A 16802-nucleotide genomic window follows, 5' to 3' on the forward strand; every position below is an offset into this window, starting at 1 on the left:
GGCAGATTAGGACCAGATGTCGTCGCCGCGCAGCGTGGCGTCGGCGCCGCCGTCGGTGTAGATGGTCTGTCCCGTGGTGTGGCTGTTCTCCTCGGAGGTCAGCCAGATCAGGAGGCGGGCGATGACTTCCGGTTCCGAGTGGCCGTTGAGCGGCATCGGGACATTGGCGTCCACCATGGCCCGTCCTTCGGGGGTGGACAGCAGGTCGCGCGTCATGGCGGAGAGCACGGTGCCGGGGGCAACGGCGTTCAGCGGGATGCCGGCGCCGGCGAAGGCGGGGCTGATGCTCTCGCGGCGGACCCAGCGGCTCAGGGCGCGCTTGCTGGAGGGGTAGTTGAGGTAGCCGGTCTGGGGGCCGTTGTCGGCGAGTGCCTGGCCGATCCGCAGGGCTTCTTCCTCGTTGCCGGCGAGCATGGCGTCGACAAGCTCGGGGGAGTTGGGCTGCAGGCTCGCCATGGAGCTGACGACGGCGGCGCGGGGCGCACTGCTCTTGGCCAGGACCGGGGCCAGTTCGGTCAGGAAATCCGTGACGCCGAAGAAGTTCACGGCGACGGTGATGGGTGCGGGGGCGGAGATGCCGGCGCAGGCGATCACGGCGTCGACGTTCCCGCCGGCAAGTTCCACGGCCTTGGCGACGGCGGCGGAGCGGCCCTCGGGCTTGCTCAGGTCCGCTTCGACGTCGGCGTTGCGCAGGTCGACGCCGATGACGGTGTTGCCGCGTTCCTTCAGGATTGCGGCGGTTGCTGCTCCGATGCCGGAGGCGGATCCGGTCACAATGTAGGTTCTAGTCATGTTTACAGTGTAGACCTGTCAGCCCGGCACCGGCATTTCAGTGCAGGAGCTCCTGCCAGCCCGGAGGCACCCGGCCGGCCGGTCCGGGAACGGACTGGCTATTCGGGTGGTGGGCCGGCGGGGCCAGCTCCGGTCCGGCGAAGACGGAGGAATCCGCGTAGTTCCAGAACCAGTCCTCACCGGGTTCGAAGCTCCGGATGACGGGATGCCCGGTCTGCTGTTGGTGAAGGGTGGCGTGCTGCCCGGGGGAGCTGTCGCAGCAGCCGATGTGCCCGCATTCGGCACATCGGCGCAGGTGGTACCACCACCCCTCCAGTTGGGCGCATTCCACGCAGCCCGGGCCGCTGGGCGGAACCGAAACGTTGATACCGGGGATCGGGTCCATGGGGGACCTCCTTCAGGTACGGGTGGATCGTCAGTACCGGCCGGCACATTGTGCTGCCGTCCCCACCACGGTAGCTACCCGGCCGTCCCCGTCAACAGGTGCCGGAGCGCAACAGGTTCCGGGCGCAGCAGGTCCGCAGCAGGCCCCCGGCGTCCGGCCTAGGCCAGCCAGGCGGTGGTGTCGGGCGGCAGCAGGCCGCCGTCGAGCGGGCCGCTGCTGTGCAGTACCGACCCCGCCGGCAACCCGATGGATTCGGTGCCGAAGTTGGTGATGCTCTGCCACCCGCCGGGCCGCCGGAAGTGCAGCACGGCGGCCGGACTGTCCAGCCAGTCGAGTTCCTCCGGACCCTGCTGCTTGCCGCGGAGCTCCAGTGCCCGGCGGTAGAACAGCAGGGTCGAGTCCCCGTCCTGTTCCTGGGCCGATACCGCAGCGGAGGCGAAGTGCTCCGGCTGGGGCAGATGGGCGGAGCCGGCGCCGAATCCGAAGGACGGGCCTTCCGCAGTCCAGGGCAGGGGCACCCGGCATCCGTCACGGCCCTTGTCCACACCCGGGTTGCGGTAGAACGTGGGATCCTGCCGGTCAGCGTCCGGGATGTCCGCCACTTCATGCAGGCCCAGTTCCTCCCCCTGATACAGGTAGGCCGAGCCGGGCAGTGCAAGCATCAGCAGGGTGGCGGCACGCGCCCGGCGCAGGCCCAGCTCCCGGTCCAGTGCCGGTTCGGTGCCGCCCGAGAAGACCCAGGCTTTCCCGTCCTGTCCCTTCGAGCTGCCCGCCGGAGCGGGCGGCAGGCCGTAACGCGTGGCGTGCCGGACGACGTCGTGGTTGGACAGCACCCAGGTGGAGGAGGCCCCGGTGGCCGCGGCCTGGTCCAGGTTGGCGGTGATGATCTCCCGGAACCGGGCCGCGTCGAAGTCCGCCTGCAGCAGGTCGAAGTTGAACGCCTGGCCCAGGCCTTCGGGGCTGGCATACCGCCCGCGGCGCGAGGCATGCACCCAGGCCTCGGCCACCGCCGTGCGCGGAGGATCGTACTCGTTGAACAGCTTCCGCCACTCGGCATAGATTTCGTGGACCTCGTCGCGGTCCCAGAACGGATGGCCGCCGTCCAGGCCCTCACCTTCCGCCGCCAGCTCGGCACTGGTTGCCAGGGGCTCAGCGAGGTCCTTGGCGAGTGCATGGGCCACGTCGATCCGGAACCCGTCCACGCCGCGGTCGGACCAGAAGCGCAGGGTGGTAAGGAACTCCGCGCGCACCTCGGGGTTCTCCCAGTTGAAATCGGGCTGTTCCGAGGCGAACAGGTGCAGGTACCACTGCCCGTCCGGCACCTGCTCCCAGGCGCTGCCGCCGAAAACGGACTGCCAGTCCGACGGCGGCAGGCTTCCGCCGGGTCCTGTTCCGTCGCGGAAGATATACCGGTTGCGGGCGGGGGACCCCTTGGGAGACGCCAGCGCTTCCTGGAACCAGGCGTGGCGGTTGGAGGAGTGGTTCGGGACGATGTCCACGATCAGTTTGATGCCGGCGGAGTGCAGTGCCGCGGCCATGTCATCGAAGTCGGCCAGGCTGCCCAGCCGCGGATCGACGGCGCGGTAGTCGTCGACGTCGTACCCGCCGTCGGCGAGCGCCGAGGGGTAGAAGGGGCTCAGCCAGACGGCGTCGACCCCCAGTTGCGCGAGGTACGGGACCTTGGCTGTGACGCCGGGCAGGTCACCGAGGCCGTCCGCATTCGAATCCGAGAAGCTGCGCGGATAGATCTGGTAGACGGCGGCCTGCCGCCACCAGTGCGGATCCTTCATCGGGTCGGCGGGGAATGGCTGCGCGGGAGCGGTCAAGGCGGTCCTTCGGGTGGGAGGTGTTTCTACGTTGTCTGGACTCTACCAACGCGTGTGGCGCACCTAACGTCTCAGGGAGCGGCGGCCCGGCGTTCGAGCACCTCCCGTTCGCGGCGGTTCCCGGCCAGCCCTGCGGCAACGGAAAACTCGGCCCGTGCCTCCTCTGTCCGGCCGAGCCTTGCCAGCAGCTCGGCCCGCACACTCGGCAACAGGTGGGATCCGTGCAGGGCTCCTTCGGCCACCAGCCGGTCCACGATGGCCAGGGCGGCTTCCGGCCCGGTGGCCATGGACACTGCCACCGCCCGGTTGAGGTCAACCACCGGCCCGGGGGAGAGCCGCCCCAGTGCTTCGTAGAGCAGGACGATCCGGGGCCAGTCCGTGAGCTCGGCACGTGCGGCCGTGGCGTGGCACTGCGCAATGGCTGCCTGCAGGGCATAGCTGCCCCGTGGGCGGCCGAGTTCCCTGGACAGTTCGTCGGCACGGGCAAGACCCGCGACGCCGCGTTGGATCTGCGCCCGGTCCCAGCGGGTACGGTCCTGGTCCGCCAGCAGGACGGGTGCGCCGCCGGGACCGCTGCGGGCGGCGAAGCGGGAACCGGAGAACTCCATCAGGGCCACCAGCGCGTGCGCTTCCGGTACCCGGGGGACCAGCCCGGTGAGGATCCGGCCGATCCGCAGCGCCTCGTTCGCCAGTTCCGGCCGGGTCCAGTTTTCCCCTGTGGTGGCCGCATACCCCTCGGTGAACATCAGGTAGATGACATGCAGGACACCGCGCAGCCGCGGCGTCCACTCATTGGGCTCGGGCGGTTCAAAGGGGACCCGCGCCGCCGCCAGTGTTTTCTTGGCCCGGACAATGCGCTGCTGCACAGTGGCGGCCGGGACCAGGAACAGCCGGGCGATCTCTGCGGTGCTCAGCGAACCGACCACCCGCAGGGTCAACGCAATCTGGGCCTCCGTGGAGAGCACCGGATGGCAGGCCGTGAAGAGGAGCCGAAGCACATCGTCGGGCAGCGGGTCCCATTCCGGGGCTGCCTCGTCCTGCGCCCGGCGTGCCAGCATCTCGTAGCGGTCCTGAAGCCGCTCGGCGCGCCGCCACCTGTCGATGGCCCGGCGTTTGGCCACCGCGCTGATCCAGGCACCGGGATTACGGGGAATACCCGTTCCGCTCCATGACACCAGGGCTTCGGCGACGGCGTCCTGCGCAGCATCCTCGGCCAGTCCGACGTCGCCGGTCACCCGGGCGAGGGCGGCCACAATCCGGGCGCCTTCGATACGCCACAGCGCGTCAAGGCGTCCCCGGACCGCTGCCGCGGAATTCACGGCTACTTGTTCTCCGCCTTCAGGCTCTCCTCTTCCTGACGCCACAGTTCTTCCTTCCGGATGTATTCGTTGTCCGCAAAATCGGCGAAATCGGAAGCTTCGTTCACGCGGCGGACCTCGAGTTTGGACCCTGGGCCGAGCGGTGCACGGCTGGCCCACTCTGCTGCCTCCTCGCGGGACCCCACCTGCACAATCCAGAACCCGTTGAAGAGCTCGTGGGTTTCACCGTAGGGGCCGTCGGTGACCAATGGCGGATCCTCCGCGAAGTCGACCACCAGCCCGCTGCCCTCGGAGACGTCTGCCAGGCCTTCGCCGCCGATCATCACTCCGGCATTGATCATCGACTCGTTGTAGGCGCCCATCTGGTTGATGATCTGCTCAAACGGGATGTCCTTGGATGCCTGTACGGCCTCGTCCGTGGCCCGCATGATGAACATGTACTTCATGGCACTCTCCCTGCTGCTTGTTCCGTAGAAGGTGCTGATGCGCCTCCTACTATGACGTCGAACGAGCAGGATGGATATCGACAGCCCGGAAAATCTTTTCTCTCTCCGGGGCCGTAGCAGGCACTGCTGACAGCAGATCCGCCGAGGGCAGATACCCCTTCTCCTGCCGTCCGGGCAGGCGCAGCGTGGGGGCATGAATGAAACCGAAAAAGCCCCGCTGTTTACCGAAAGAATCCGCCAAGAGTTTTTCGAGCGCCGAGTCCTCGTCCTGGACGGGCCGCTGGATGACGACAATGGAACCCTGCTGGCCACGCAGCTGATTGCCCTGGCGGCTGAGGACCCGAAATCAGATATAGCACTCTGGATCCATTCCCCTGGTGGATCCGTCCCCGCAATGCTGGCGATCCGCGACGTCATGCGGGCAATCCCCAACGACGTATCCACCCTCGCTTTCGGAATAGCCTGCAGCGCCGGGCAGTTCCTGCTGTCGGCCGGCACACGCGGCAAGCGCCGGGCGCTGCGACACTCCCGCGTGCTGATGCATCAGGGGTCGGCGGGACTCGCCGGTACTGCGGCCGACGTCGAGCTCCAGGCGGACGATCTGCGCTACACGCGGGACACCGTGCTGCGCCTGATCGCGGAGGACACCGGCCAGCCCGTCGAGCGGATCTTTGCCGATTCCCTGCGTGACCACTGGTATACCGCAGAGGAAGCCCTCGACTACGGCTTTATTGACGCCATCGCCGGGTCCCTGGCGGAGTTCAGGCCGGCGGGCCGGGTGACGGCCGGGTTTCGGAGCCTGGTCCGGGAGGGAGTCCGATGAGCACGTACACCATCCCCAACGTCGTCGCCCAGCATCCCCGCGGCGAACGGATCATGGACATTTACTCCCACCTGCTCACGGAGCGGATTGTCTACGTCGGCACGGCCATTGACGCCGGCGTCGCCAATGCGCTGATAGCCCAGCTGCTTTTCCTGCAGTCGGACAACCCGGAAGCCGATATCGAGCTCTACATCAACTGCGAGGGCGGAGATCCCAGCGCCATGCTGGCCATCTACGACACCATCCGCTTCATCCGCCCGTCCGTTGCCACCACGTGCGTGGGGCAGGCCGTGGCTGTGGGGGCCGTCCTCCTGGCCGCCGGCGCCGAAGGCAAACGCGCCGCGCTGCCGCATGCGCGGATCATCCTGCACCAGCCCGCAGCGTCAGGTCGAGGCACCATTCCCGACCTGATCCTGCAGGCGGACGAGCTGGTGCGGGTGCGCTCCGACATGGAGGAGGTCCTCGCCCGCCACACCGGGCAGAGCCTGCAGACGCTCCGGACGGATACCGACCGGGACCGGTTGTTCACTGCCGAAGCGGCGCGCGAATACGGCCTGGTGGACCACGTAATCCAGCAGGGGTGACTGGTCCTTGGGCTATGTCCCTGTACCTGTCCCTGTGCCTGTTTCAGGCCGCGACTCCTAGGCCGCGAGACGGAAGGCGTTTTGCGGAGCCGTGACGGGGGCGGCGTCGCCTGCGGTGATCAGGGACTCGGCCACCCCGAGGGTCAGGTCCAGCAGGGTGAGGCCCAGTGCCCCGGCGACGGCGGCCACCATCTCACTGGACGGTTCCTTGAGCCCGCGTTCAATTTCCGAGAGGTACTGCGGCGAAATCCCCGACCGGGCAGCGAGCCCGCCGAGGGTCCAGCCGCGTTCGTGCCGCAGCCGGCGCAGGAGTTCTCCAAGCACCTGGCGCCACAAAGGGTCGGAGGCGGTTTCGGACGGGCCGTTGAAAGGAAGAATCTCGCTCATCCTTGATGGTAAAACGCAGTGCGGCCCGGGGCCATGGGTCCGGGCCAGCGGCAGTTCTGCCCAGAGCGGAGGGCGGCAACTGGCGTTGCCCGCAACCTGAAGCGGGCGGGTCTTTCGTCCGGGCGGGCACAGTCCTACAGTGTGGAGCATGGCCGGGAACAGCGTGCGGCTGCCCCACCGAGAGCCAGTCCAGGGGGCGGTCTTCCGTCCCGCCATTGCAAGGACGTGAGGACCATGACGGAAACCCAAAGCGGTGTCGAAGCCGATCGGGAACTCAAAGCAAAACTCCGGGCGGTATGGGCGCTCGGGAACTATACCGCTGTGGCCACCGAAATCATTTCCGGTCTGGGTCCCGTGCTGGTGCAGGCCTGCAACATTACTGATCGAGACGAAGTGCTGGATGTCGCGGCCGGTACGGGAAACGCGGCCATTCCCGCCGCTGAGACCGGGGCCGACGTGACCGCCTCGGATCTGACCCCGGAACTCCTGGAGTCCGGCAAGCGTCTGGCCGAAGCACGCGGGGCGCACCTCAGCTGGGTCGTGGCCGACGCCGAGGCTCTGCCATTCGCGGACGGGTCCTTTGACACGGTGATCTCCTGCGTGGGTGTGATGTTTGCCCCGCATCACCGGCAGACGGCAGCCGAACTGGTGCGGGTCTGCCGGCCCGGCGGTCGCATCGGCCTGATCAACTGGACGCCCGAAGGATTCATCGGACGGATGTTCGCCACCATGAAGCCGTACGCCCCGCCGCCGCCTCCCGGGGCGCAGCCGCCGCCGCTCTGGGGGAGTGTGGAGCATGTGCAGTCGCTGCTGGCCGGCCGGGTGCGGGAGTTCCGGGCTGAGCGCCGGACGGTGCGCGTTGACCGGTTTGCGACGCCGGAGGAGTTTCTCGCTTTCTTCAAGGCGAACTACGGGCCCACCATTGCGGTGTACAAGTCGATTGCTGGCAGCCCCGACCAGGCCGCAGCACTGGACGAGGAACTGATGGCTCTGGTTCGCCGATTCAGCGCCGGCACCGGCGGCACGGCCATGGACTGGGAGTATCTGCTGGTTACCGCGCACCGCGCCTAGGGGAGTGGGCCTGTAGCCCTCTCCAGTGCTGCCGCCGATCCCGGGACGTGGAGCCGTAGGGACTGTTGCCGTGCGTTGCCGTGCACAGCTTCCCAGCAAATGGTGCAGCTGTGACTAGTGGGGTCACATTGGCGCCCATACGTCACAGAGCCTGGGACCCTGTACCGGACTGGGCCATCGCCGTGCACAGCCTCCCAGCAAATGGTGCAGCTGTGACTAGTGGGGTCACATTAGCGCCCATGCGTCACAGAGCCTGGGACCCTGTGCCCGGACTGGGCCATCGCCGTGCACAGCCTCCCACCAAATGGTGCAGCTGTGACTGATGGGGTCACATTGGCGCCCATACGTCACAGAGCCTGGGACGCTGTGCCCGGACCGGAGGCAGCAGACGTCCCGGGGGACCCCCTTCTAAACGTTAGTTGACATAATGTGGATTATCGGCGTTATAACCGGGGTGCTGGAAGTGGCGGAAACCACAGATATTCCCGAACCTTCCATCCGGCCCCGATTACCCGCTAATCCCCCGTTTTTGGCGCTTTTTCCCGGATTTTACCGACCCCCGGCCTTTTCTGCACAGGCTCCGGTTCCGGGACGCTGTTCTGCGCCGAAGAAGGCCGCCTCGGCTGAGTCCCCAAAAACGGCCGACCTGGTCGCACGGTTTCCGGCCTCCCGGCAACGGATCCACCTCTTCGCGATCAGTTGACATAACGTCCCCCGGTAACCTGCCGGGGGCTGTCTGCGCTGCTTTACATAACCGCCCGCCGGCTCCTGCCCTGCCCGGCAAACCGCCGGACCTGGTCGGACAGTTTTCGCCTCCGCCACCCGCGCGCAGAGCACCTCGGCGGGTTGACATAATGCCTCCGCCGGCTGGGTCGGCCGGGACCTCCGGGTTGACATAACCGGCCCCGGACCCGGCCGCGCCCCCTGCCCCGCCGCCGGACCCGGCCCGGGCCGTTACCGGTGCGAAAGCGGGAATACAAACTTCCGACGGGACGTTGATCACTTTCCTGCCGTATTTCGTCATCCGTGGTCCGCCACGCCTGTACGGTTTGGTGCAGCGACTTTCGTTGCCCTATATGATCTACGCTTCACCCCCCCACAATCAGGAGATAAGCACAAGAAAATGGCTACCGATTACGATGCCCCGCGCGTCAAGGAAGAAGACCAGCACACAGACTCCCTCGAGGGTCTGAAAGCTCAGCAGCGTGGCGGAGCGATGACAGCAGTCATCGATGTCGAAGAGTCAGACGCCATCGACGGTTTTGACCTTCCGGGTGCGGATCTTTCCGGCGAGGAACTGCTCATCAAGGTGGTTCCCCCGCAGGCAGACGAGTTCACCTGCATGTCCTGCTTCCTCGTACGCCACCGTTCGCAGATCGCCCGCGAAAAGAACGGCGAGGCCTACTGCCTGGACTGCGAGGGCTAGTCTCTCCCCGAGCCGCACAGCCGGGTTCCGCCAGACGGCGGACCCGGCTGTTTGTCTTTAACGCAGGGTCCGCACCGTAGACTCTCCGCATGCCTACCTCCCTTCCCCCATCCGCCCTTGCACTCACCCCGGCGGACAGGGCGCTCGTGGACCTGGCCCGGCGCACCATTGACGCCGCCACGGACGCCGGCCCCGGCGAAGACGGAATCCATACCATGGGCGCGGCGGTCAGGACGGCCGACGGCGGGATGCATGCGGGCGTGAACCTGTACCACTTCACGGGCGGTCCCTGCGCCGAACTTGTTGCCCTGGGTGCGGCCCGGGCAGCCGGAGCGGCCGATCCCACCTGCATCGTGGCCGTCGGCAACCACGGCCGCGGCGTCCAAAGCCCGTGCGGCCGGGACCGGCAGGTCCTTGCCGACTACTACCCCGGCATCCGCGTGATCCTGCCGACGCCGGACGGTCCGGTCAGCATTCCCGCGGGCGACCTGCTGCCGCTGGGATTCGTCCCGCCCGCGGCGTAACCGCCGGATGCCTGCCTCTCCCCTGCTGCGTCCCTGGACGGAGGCCGACGCACCGTCCCTGGACGCAGGCCGACGCACCGTCCCTCCATGCGGCTTTCGCTGCCGATCCTTCGCTTGAGCAGCAGCTGGGCTGCCGGCTCGACGACGTCGGACAGGCCGCCGGGTATCTCGAGACCGCCCTGGCTGATTCTCCGCAGCGGCGAAGCTTCGCTGTTGACATGGACGGTACGGCGGTAGGGAACATCGGAATCAGTGCCATCGACAGGCGGCACCAGACCGCCTGGGTCTCGTATTGGCTGGCTCCGTCCGCGCGGGGACATTCCCTCGCCTCCCGCGGCGTCGCGGCAGCAGCAGGCTGGGCCCTCGGTGACGGCGGGCTTTTCCGCCTCGAGCTGGGACACCGGACCAACAACCCTGCATCCTGCCGGGTGGCGCTGAACGCCGGGTTCCGGCCGGAGGGCATCGAACGGTCCAAGCTGCGCTACGGCCGGGAACGCTTCGACGTGGAAACCCATGCGCGGCTGGATCCGGTTCCGAAGATCAGTGCGCTGCCGCTTCAATCCCCCGGCCCCTCCACGTCCTGAACCACTTCGTTGCGGCGCAGGAACCAGGGCCGGAACGGCGGGTCGAACCGTGCGAACCGCGGACGGCCCAGCGGGGTGAACCCTTCGGCAGACACAGCCGCCAGGAGGACGTGGAGATGGCCCTGATAGTTGGCTTCGCTCCAGCGGCCGGAAAACGCCGCAGCGGCAGCCGTCTGGCCCGGCACCGGAACAATGCTGACGGCCGGGTCCTCAGGCACCGGGGCGGACGCCGCGGTCAGCTCCGCGGGCAGGACGAAGGCCACGCAGAAAGCACCCGGAAGCGGGCTTGGTTCCAGCAGGACCGGAGCCGTCATCGCCAGGGGCATGCCGTCGGTTCCGGGCGACGGTTCCAGCGGAGACAGAAAGGTGTTCCTCCCGCTGATATACGCGTAGAGGTGCCGGAAGCCGGCATTGCCGGCCCCCTGGAACCCTGCGTTCACGGTGACCTGGGCCACGAGGTGGGCGGGGTAATGGCGCAACTCGAAATCCGGATACCGTCCCAGGACGCTGTACGGCTGCTGCTCGGTCATGGTGAGCACACGTTACGCCGCCCCGGCTGCGCGGGAACACCGTAGCGGCTACTAGGATGAAGCGGTGCCCACAGATTCCACCGCCCTCCTGCGTGACCTGGTCCTGCCGATGCTCGAACAGGAGCTCGTGCCGATAGTCCAACTGGGGCACCCCGCCCTCCGCCGTGAGTCGCTGCCCTTCGACGGCGAGCTGGACGCCGCCGAACTGGACGCCCTTGTTGCACTTCTGCGCCGGGTCATGCACGCCGCCCCCGGCGTGGGAGTGGCTGCACCCCAGCTGGGTATTCCGCTGCAGATTGCGGTGCTGGAGGACACCTTCGACGCCGGAGCCGAGGCCTCGGCCGTCCGTGAGCGGTCTCCCCTGCCCTTCTTCACGATCATCAATCCCCGGTACGAAGCCGACGGAGACGAGACTGCGGAGTTCTTCGAAGGCTGCCTGTCCTTCGAGGGCTACCAAGGCGTGGTCCGCCGGCCGCGGTCCGTGGTGCTGGACTACACCGACCTGCAGTCCCGGCAGCGCATGGAACGCTTCAGCGGCTGGCAGGCGCGGATCGTCCAGCATGAAACGGACCATCTCTTCGGAACCGTGTACGTGGACAGGATGCTTCCCCGGTCCCTGTGCAGCAATGCCGAATACGCCCGCCGCTGGGCCGCGCCGGGTATCGGCGAGGCCCAGCGGATACTGGGTTTCTAGACCCGGCAGGTTTAGGCCCGGGCAGGCTCCGGCGTGCGCGCCTGCTCCGGGGCCGGGTTCTGCGGCGTGGGCAGCCAGCGGGCCCACCATGCGAGCAGGTGCTCGAAGCGCTTGCGCCGGTGCCACGGCGTGCCGCTGCGGGAAAGCTCGTGGTTCTCGCCCGGGAAGAGCAGCAGCTCCGTAGGCACCGACCGCAGCTTCAGTGCGGTGTAGTAGCGCTGAGCCTGCTCCACCGGACAGCGCAGGTCCTCTTCGGAATGGACCACGAAGGTGGGGGTGCGGACGGAGTCCACGTGCGCCATCGGGCTCTGCGCCAGGACGGCGGCCGGATCCGTACCCGTGTAACCGGCACTGAAGAACCAGCCGATGTCCGCTGAGCCGACGAAGGACAGCGGATCAAGGAAGCCGCGTTCCACCACGGCGGCGGTGAACCGGTGGTCGTGCGCGATAGTCCACGCCGTGAGGTAGCCGCCGTAGGATCCGCCCATGATGCCCAGCCGGCTCCCGTCAAGTTCCGGATGAGCGGCCAGTGCACCGTCAACGAACGCGAGCACGTCGGCCAGGTCCAGGGTGCCCATGGCTTCCTTGATGCTACGCCCGTGCGCCTGCCCGTAGCCGGCTGACCCGCGCGGGTTGCACATCAGCACGGCGTAACCAGCGTTGGTGTAGATCTGCGTCTCGTCGAAATACCCCCACCCGTACTGGGCGAACGGACCGCCGTGGATGTTCAGCAGCACCGGGTGCGGGCCGGGTCCCTCGGGCAGGGCCAGCCAGCCGTGCACGGGATAGCCGTCCCCGGACGGGTGCGTTTCCTCCGCCGGCAGCGTCACCGTGGTTTCCCGGCGCAGCGCTTCGGAGAAATCCGTGACGGCGCGGAGGCGGCCGTCCTCGACGACGGCGAGGTCGCCGGCCGTCCGCGGGTCGGTGTAGCTGACCACCACTGTGCCGTCCGCGGACCCGGCGGCTTCCACGACCCGGGGGCCGGCCACCAGAACTTCCACGCGTCCGCGCGGGTCCACGGCCAGGAGTTCGCCCGCCCCGCGCGTCCGGCGAAAGACCAGCACCTCGGCGCCGTTGTGCGGCACGACGGTACCCTCCGCCAGGTCAACGCTCTCCGGGTCCGTCAGCCGGCGCACTGCCGTCGGATCCGCCGCCGGGGCCGCATACAGGGCGGTGTTGCGGGCAACGAAATCGGTGCCGGTGACGGAAACCTCCTGGCCCAGATAGAACAGCCAGTGACCGTTGGCGCTTTCCACCGGGTCCGAGACCGTCAGCGGGTTGCCGGCGTCGTGGTTGGTAAGCCGGGTCAGGCCGGTGCCGTCCGGATGGATGCTGAAGACATCGGACACCAGGGAGTCATCCAGATCCGGGGAGGACGTGAACAGGATCCTGCTGCCGTCCGCAGTGAACACCGGCTGCAGATGGTCCGCTGGGTCCGATGTCAGCTGCACGGCCTCGGGCAGGCCCTTTTCGGGCCCGCCGTCGTCCTTGGCCCGGCCCCGCGGCTGGATGTGCGGCTCGGCGTCGAGGTCAGGCAACATCAAGTGGAAGATCTGCACGGGCTTGTCATTGGTGTAGCCCACGCCGTTCATCCGGTATTTGAAGGTGGTGATGAGCCGGGGATCCTCAGCGGTGGAACCCACGCCGTCAATGGTTCCGTACCGGCCTTCCTCGGGCACACGGGCGGAAAACACCACGCTGCGGCCATCCGGGGAGAAATTGAACCAGGACACGCCCAGCAATGCGTCAGTCAGCTGAATGGGCTCGCCGCTGCCGGCACCCAGGATGTGCAGCTGGGGCGGCTCCCCCGGCGCCGCACGCAGGAATCCGAGACTGGAACCATCGGGACTGTACTTCGGCAACGTGTCCCGGAAACCGCGGGTGAGCCGCCGCGGCCGGCCGCCCTGCGTCAACGGAATACGCCACAGCTGCCCGGTATAGGCATCGGCGGTGAAGTCCGGGCGGGTCACTGAGACCACGCAGTGCAGGGCATCGGGATGCACGGCCGGAGCGGACAGGGAATTCAGGAGAGGCAGGTCACATGGTTTCACGCTCCGAAGCCTAATGTCCGCGGCCGCCGGGGCCAACCGCCGCCTTAGGATGGATTCATGCCTTCCCTGCCGCTGCTGGTCTGTCCCGTCTGTGGCGGCAGCCTCGAACCCGATCCCGATTTCCGGTCCCTCAGCTGCCCGGCAGGCCATCGATATGATGCGGCCAAGCAGGGCTATTTCAATCTCCTTACCGGCGGCGGGACTAAATTCCAGGCGGACACTGCCGCCATGGTGCAGGCCCGCACGGACTTTCTGGCGGCCGGACACTACCAGCCCATGGCGGCCGAGCTGGCACGCCTCGTGTCGGCTGCAGTACCCCGTGCAGGTGCCGTCCTCGACGCCGGCGCGGGCACCGGTTACTACCTCGGCGAGGTGCTGCGTCCGCTTCCGGGGGCCGAGGCGGTGGCACTGGATATTTCCAAGTACGCGCTGCGCCGGGCGGCCCGCGCACTGCCGGGAACCTACGCACTCGTGTGGGACGTCTGGCGGCGGCTTCCGCTGCGGGATGCCTCCGTGGACGTGGTCCTGAACGTCTTCGCACCGAGGAACCCGCCGGAATTCCACCGGGTGCTGGCTCCCGGCGGCATCCTGGCCGTGGTGACTCCGCGGCCGGAGCACCTGCAGGAAATCCGGGCAGGGGCGGCGATGCTGGGTATCGCCGCCGAAAAGGAAGAACGGGTCGCTGCGTCCCTGTCACCCGGATTCTCCGCCCTGCACACCACACAGTGCACGTACACCATGCAGCTGCGCACTGCGGACGTCCGAAACGCCGTGCTGATGGGTCCTTCCGCCCGGCACCTGGAGCCGGACGCCCTCGGACGGACCCTCGCCGCCCTGCCCGACCCCGTCGAGGTGACTGCTTCCTTCACCCTGCAGATCTTCCGCGCCGACTGAGGCAGGACGCACAAAACGTTATCCTTCCGCCGCCCGCGGCCCTAGGTCTGCGGCACGGTCTCGGGCAGAATGTACTAAACGCCCGGTAACCGCCGCCGCGCGCGCTACCGGTGCCGCAGGCTACGGAACAAGCAGGACAAGCAGGACAAGCACGACAAACAGGACAACGGGTACTGTCCGGAAGATAAGGGGAAAACGGATGCAGGAAGTCTTCGAATGGATGCTCAGCTATGGCTGGGCCCTCTGGCTGGTGCTTTTCCTCGGATTCGCCGCCGTGGAGGCCCTTACCCTGGACCTGTTCTTCGGAATGCTCGCCGTGGGCGCGCTGGCGGCTATGCTGGCCTCGTTCTTCGCCGCCCCGCTCTTCCTGCAGGTGGTGGTGTTCGCGGTGGTCTCCGTCCTCATGATCGGCGTAGTACGGCCGATCGCGCTGAAACACCTGCAGAAGGGCGACAAGGACCAGTTGTCCAACATCGACCGGATCATCGGCGCGCCTGCGCTGACGCTGGAATCCGTGACGGGTTCCTCCGGAACGGTGAAAATCGGCGGCGACACGTGGACTGCCCGCAGCGTTGACGGATCCCCGCTGCCCGCGGGCGTCGAGGTCAGCGTCGCACGGATCGAGGGTGCCACCGCCCTGGTCCAGGCGGCCGGAACCGGAACAACAGCAGCACACTGACAAATCAGGCGGCATGGCCGCCGAACCAAATGCAGGAATTCCGGAAGGAATCCCGCTGAACCAAACCGCGGAATCCGTCCCGGATCGCGCGGAACGCAAGGGGGAACATGAGTGGAACAGCAGTCCTATTAATTCTCGCCGTCCTGGTGATCTTTGTACTGGTCATCCTGGTCAAGGCGGTCAAGATCGTCCCGCAGGCACGGGCAGGCGTCGTCGAACGGCTTGGCAAGTACCAGCGCACGCTGAATCCCGGCCTGACCATCCTGGTTCCGTTTGTGGACCGGATGCTGCCGCTGCTGGACCTGCGTGAACAGGTGGTGTCCTTCCCCCCGCAGCAGGTAATCACCGAGGACTCCCTCGTGGTCTCCATCGATACCGTGGTCTATTTCCAGGTCACCGATGCCCGGGCAGCAACCTATGAGATCGCGAACTACATCCAGGCTGTGGAGCAGCTGACCACCACCACGCTCCGCAACGTGGTGGGCGGCCTGAACCTGGAAGAGGCGCTGACCTCCCGTGACCAGATCAACGGCCAGCTGCGCGGCGTCCTGGATGACGCCACCGGCCGTTGGGGTATCCGGGTCTCCCGGGTGGAGCTCAAGGCCATTGAACCGCCCCTGTCGATCCAGGATTCCATGGAGAAGCAGATGCGGGCCGAGCGGGAACGCCGCGCCACCATTCTGACCGCCGAAGGCACCAAGCAGTCCCAGATCCTCACCGCCGAAGGACGCCGACAGGCCGCCATCCTCGCTGCCGAGGGTGACGCGAAAGCCGCCATCCTGCGCGCCGACGGTGAGGCGCAGGCCATCGCCAAGGTCTTCGATGCCATCCACAAGGGCAACCCGGACCAGAAGCTGCTTGCCTACCAGTACCTGCAGACCCTGCCGAAGCTGGCCGAAGGCACGTCCAACAAGCTGTGGATCATCCCGAGTGAGCTGGGCGAAGCCCTCAAGGGTGTCGGCAGCGCATTGGGCGACTTTGTTCCGGACGCGGCCATGCACTCGTCCAATGGGAGCACCCCGGTCCAGGCTTCCGGCCCTGCCGCCGCATCAGGCCCCGCAGCCGGAGCCTAGCCCGTTCCGCTCCCCTGTTAGCCGATTCCCGTTCGGTGCCGGTATAATCGGTTGTTTGCCGGGCAATAGCTGCGGCACCGAACGGGACCGCCGACGGGAACAGCTGCGGCGTCGTCGGCGTTGTATTGGCTGTGACGGCCAGCCTTAGGTTTACCTGCCGGTCCGCCTCCGGGCGGCAGGCGGGCACGGCACCGGCATAACAAGGGATCCGCCAGCGGATCCAGCGGATTGAAGAGGGAGAAAAGATGAGCGATCGTAGCCTGCGGGGTATGCGCCTGGGCGCGCAGAGCATGGAGACTGAATCCGGTGTGGAGCCGGCTCCCCGCCAGCGGGTGGAATACCGCTGTGAGGACGGCGAGCGTGTTTTCGTAACTTTCGCTGCCGAAGCGGACGTTCCCCCGGTCTGGATCTCCAAGACCGGCAAGGAAGCGCTTCTGGTGGACGGCGAAAAGCCGGACACCAGCAACGACAAGCCGGTGCGGACGCACTGGGACATGCTGTTGGAACGACGCAGCATCGAGGAACTTGAGACGATCCTCCAGGACCGCCTGAACATCCTGCGTGAACGCCGCGGAGAGCGCACCAGCGCCTAGATCCATGCAGCGCCTGTCCGGTCAGCGGACAATCGGCGCGTAGAGACAAAAAAGCGGGGCGGGGGGCCAAATGGCCCCCCCCCCCCGTGGGGTTTTATACAAACCCGCCCGGGGGGGTGGT

Annotated in this window: 19 protein-coding genes; 11 read left to right on the forward strand and 8 right to left on the reverse strand. The window is 67.3% G+C overall.

Translation table 11 applies throughout. The features are described from left to right. Positions 1-6: 6 nt before the first annotated feature. The 5 genes from NNX38_RS08850 to NNX38_RS08870 form a co-directional block, all read right to left on the reverse strand. Positions 7-792 carry an SDR family oxidoreductase gene (locus tag NNX38_RS08850; RefSeq protein WP_255797661.1) on the reverse strand — a complete coding sequence of 262 codons (786 nt, stop codon included), beginning with the start codon at positions 790-792 and terminating at the stop codon, positions 7-9. A 37-nt stretch (positions 793-829) separates the two neighbouring features. Continuing rightward, entirely contained in the window at positions 830-1177 is a 348-nt protein-coding gene (locus tag NNX38_RS08855) for a UBP-type zinc finger domain-containing protein (RefSeq protein WP_255797662.1), read from the reverse strand. Positions 1178-1335: 158 nt separating this feature from the next. Continuing rightward, positions 1336-2967, reverse strand: coding sequence for an alpha-amylase family glycosyl hydrolase (locus tag NNX38_RS08860; RefSeq protein ID WP_255797677.1), 1632 nt, complete (start codon positions 2965-2967; stop codon positions 1336-1338). Between the two features lie 107 nt (positions 2968-3074). Continuing rightward, positions 3075-4322 (reverse strand): RNA polymerase sigma factor, encoded by a 1248-nt coding sequence (locus NNX38_RS08865; protein ID WP_255797663.1) that lies wholly within the window; start codon positions 4320-4322, stop codon positions 3075-3077. A 2-nt stretch (positions 4323-4324) separates the two neighbouring features. After that, entirely contained in the window at positions 4325-4768 is a 444-nt protein-coding gene (locus tag NNX38_RS08870; protein WP_255797664.1) for a YciI family protein, read from the reverse strand. Between the two features lie 193 nt (positions 4769-4961). On the opposite strand from NNX38_RS08870, the gene NNX38_RS08875 reads away from it, so the two are divergent. Together NNX38_RS08875 and NNX38_RS08880 are read left to right on the forward strand one after the other, a co-directional pair. Further along, complete coding sequence (locus NNX38_RS08875; protein ID WP_255797665.1) at positions 4962-5591, forward strand: ClpP family protease; 630 nt, start codon at positions 4962-4964, stop codon at positions 5589-5591. Continuing rightward, a complete protein-coding gene (locus NNX38_RS08880) occupies positions 5588-6175 on the forward strand; it encodes a ClpP family protease (RefSeq protein ID WP_255797666.1) in 588 nt (195 codons plus the stop codon). Before NNX38_RS08875 ends, NNX38_RS08880 begins: the two co-directional genes overlap by 4 nt. 57 nt (positions 6176-6232) lie before the next feature. Here NNX38_RS08880 and NNX38_RS08885 read toward each other — a convergent pair whose 3' ends face one another. After that, positions 6233-6562, reverse strand: coding sequence for a helix-turn-helix domain-containing protein (locus NNX38_RS08885; protein ID WP_255797667.1), 330 nt, complete (start codon positions 6560-6562; stop codon positions 6233-6235). Positions 6563-6796: 234 nt separating this feature from the next. On the opposite strand from NNX38_RS08885, the gene NNX38_RS08890 reads away from it, so the two are divergent. From NNX38_RS08890 to NNX38_RS08905, 4 genes are all read left to right on the forward strand, one after another. Further along, entirely contained in the window at positions 6797-7633 is an 837-nt protein-coding gene (locus tag NNX38_RS08890; RefSeq protein ID WP_255797668.1) for a class I SAM-dependent methyltransferase, read from the forward strand. Between the two features lie 1123 nt (positions 7634-8756). Further along, positions 8757-9059: a DUF4193 domain-containing protein gene (locus NNX38_RS08895; RefSeq protein WP_229951861.1), complete on the forward strand. Its 303-nt coding sequence runs from the start codon at positions 8757-8759 to the stop codon at positions 9057-9059. Positions 9060-9148: 89 nt separating this feature from the next. Continuing rightward, positions 9149-9583, forward strand: a complete 435-nt coding sequence (locus NNX38_RS08900; protein WP_255797669.1) for a cytidine deaminase — start codon at positions 9149-9151, stop codon at positions 9581-9583. Between the two features lie 11 nt (positions 9584-9594). Then, entirely contained in the window at positions 9595-10167 is a 573-nt protein-coding gene (locus tag NNX38_RS08905) for a GNAT family N-acetyltransferase (RefSeq protein WP_255797678.1), read from the forward strand. Here the strand turns inward: NNX38_RS08905 and NNX38_RS08910 are convergent. Beyond that, on the reverse strand, positions 10140-10697 hold the full coding sequence (locus NNX38_RS08910; RefSeq protein ID WP_255797670.1) for a heme-binding protein: 558 nt from the start codon (positions 10695-10697) through the stop codon (positions 10140-10142). The two genes, NNX38_RS08905 and NNX38_RS08910, sit on opposite strands and share 28 nt — an antisense overlap. A gap of 64 nt (positions 10698-10761) precedes the next feature. On the opposite strand from NNX38_RS08910, the gene NNX38_RS08915 reads away from it, so the two are divergent. Next, positions 10762-11391 carry a peptide deformylase gene (locus NNX38_RS08915; protein ID WP_255797671.1) on the forward strand — a complete coding sequence of 210 codons (630 nt, stop codon included), beginning with the start codon at positions 10762-10764 and terminating at the stop codon, positions 11389-11391. A gap of 11 nt (positions 11392-11402) precedes the next feature. Here NNX38_RS08915 and NNX38_RS08920 read toward each other — a convergent pair whose 3' ends face one another. Next, complete coding sequence (locus tag NNX38_RS08920) at positions 11403-13442, reverse strand: S9 family peptidase (protein WP_255797672.1); 2040 nt, start codon at positions 13440-13442, stop codon at positions 11403-11405. Positions 13443-13499: 57 nt separating this feature from the next. On the opposite strand from NNX38_RS08920, the gene NNX38_RS08925 reads away from it, so the two are divergent. The 4 genes from NNX38_RS08925 to NNX38_RS08940 all read left to right on the forward strand — a co-directional run bounded on the left by NNX38_RS08925 (position 13500) and on the right by NNX38_RS08940 (position 16681). Continuing rightward, a complete protein-coding gene (locus tag NNX38_RS08925) occupies positions 13500-14336 on the forward strand; it encodes a methyltransferase domain-containing protein (RefSeq protein ID WP_255797673.1) in 837 nt (278 codons plus the stop codon). A 199-nt stretch (positions 14337-14535) separates the two neighbouring features. Beyond that, a complete protein-coding gene (locus NNX38_RS08930; RefSeq protein ID WP_230023739.1) occupies positions 14536-15015 on the forward strand; it encodes an NfeD family protein in 480 nt (159 codons plus the stop codon). Between the two features lie 107 nt (positions 15016-15122). Next, positions 15123-16088: an SPFH domain-containing protein gene (locus NNX38_RS08935; RefSeq protein ID WP_255797674.1), complete on the forward strand. Its 966-nt coding sequence runs from the start codon at positions 15123-15125 to the stop codon at positions 16086-16088. Positions 16089-16333: 245 nt separating this feature from the next. Further along, positions 16334-16681, forward strand: a complete 348-nt coding sequence (locus NNX38_RS08940) for an RNA polymerase-binding protein RbpA (RefSeq protein ID WP_229951869.1) — start codon at positions 16334-16336, stop codon at positions 16679-16681. Positions 16682-16802 lie beyond the last annotated feature (121 nt).

This window comes from Arthrobacter sp. zg-Y238 (assembly GCF_024385525.1).
Taxonomy (GTDB): domain Bacteria; phylum Actinomycetota; class Actinomycetes; order Actinomycetales; family Micrococcaceae; genus Arthrobacter_B; species Arthrobacter_B jinronghuae.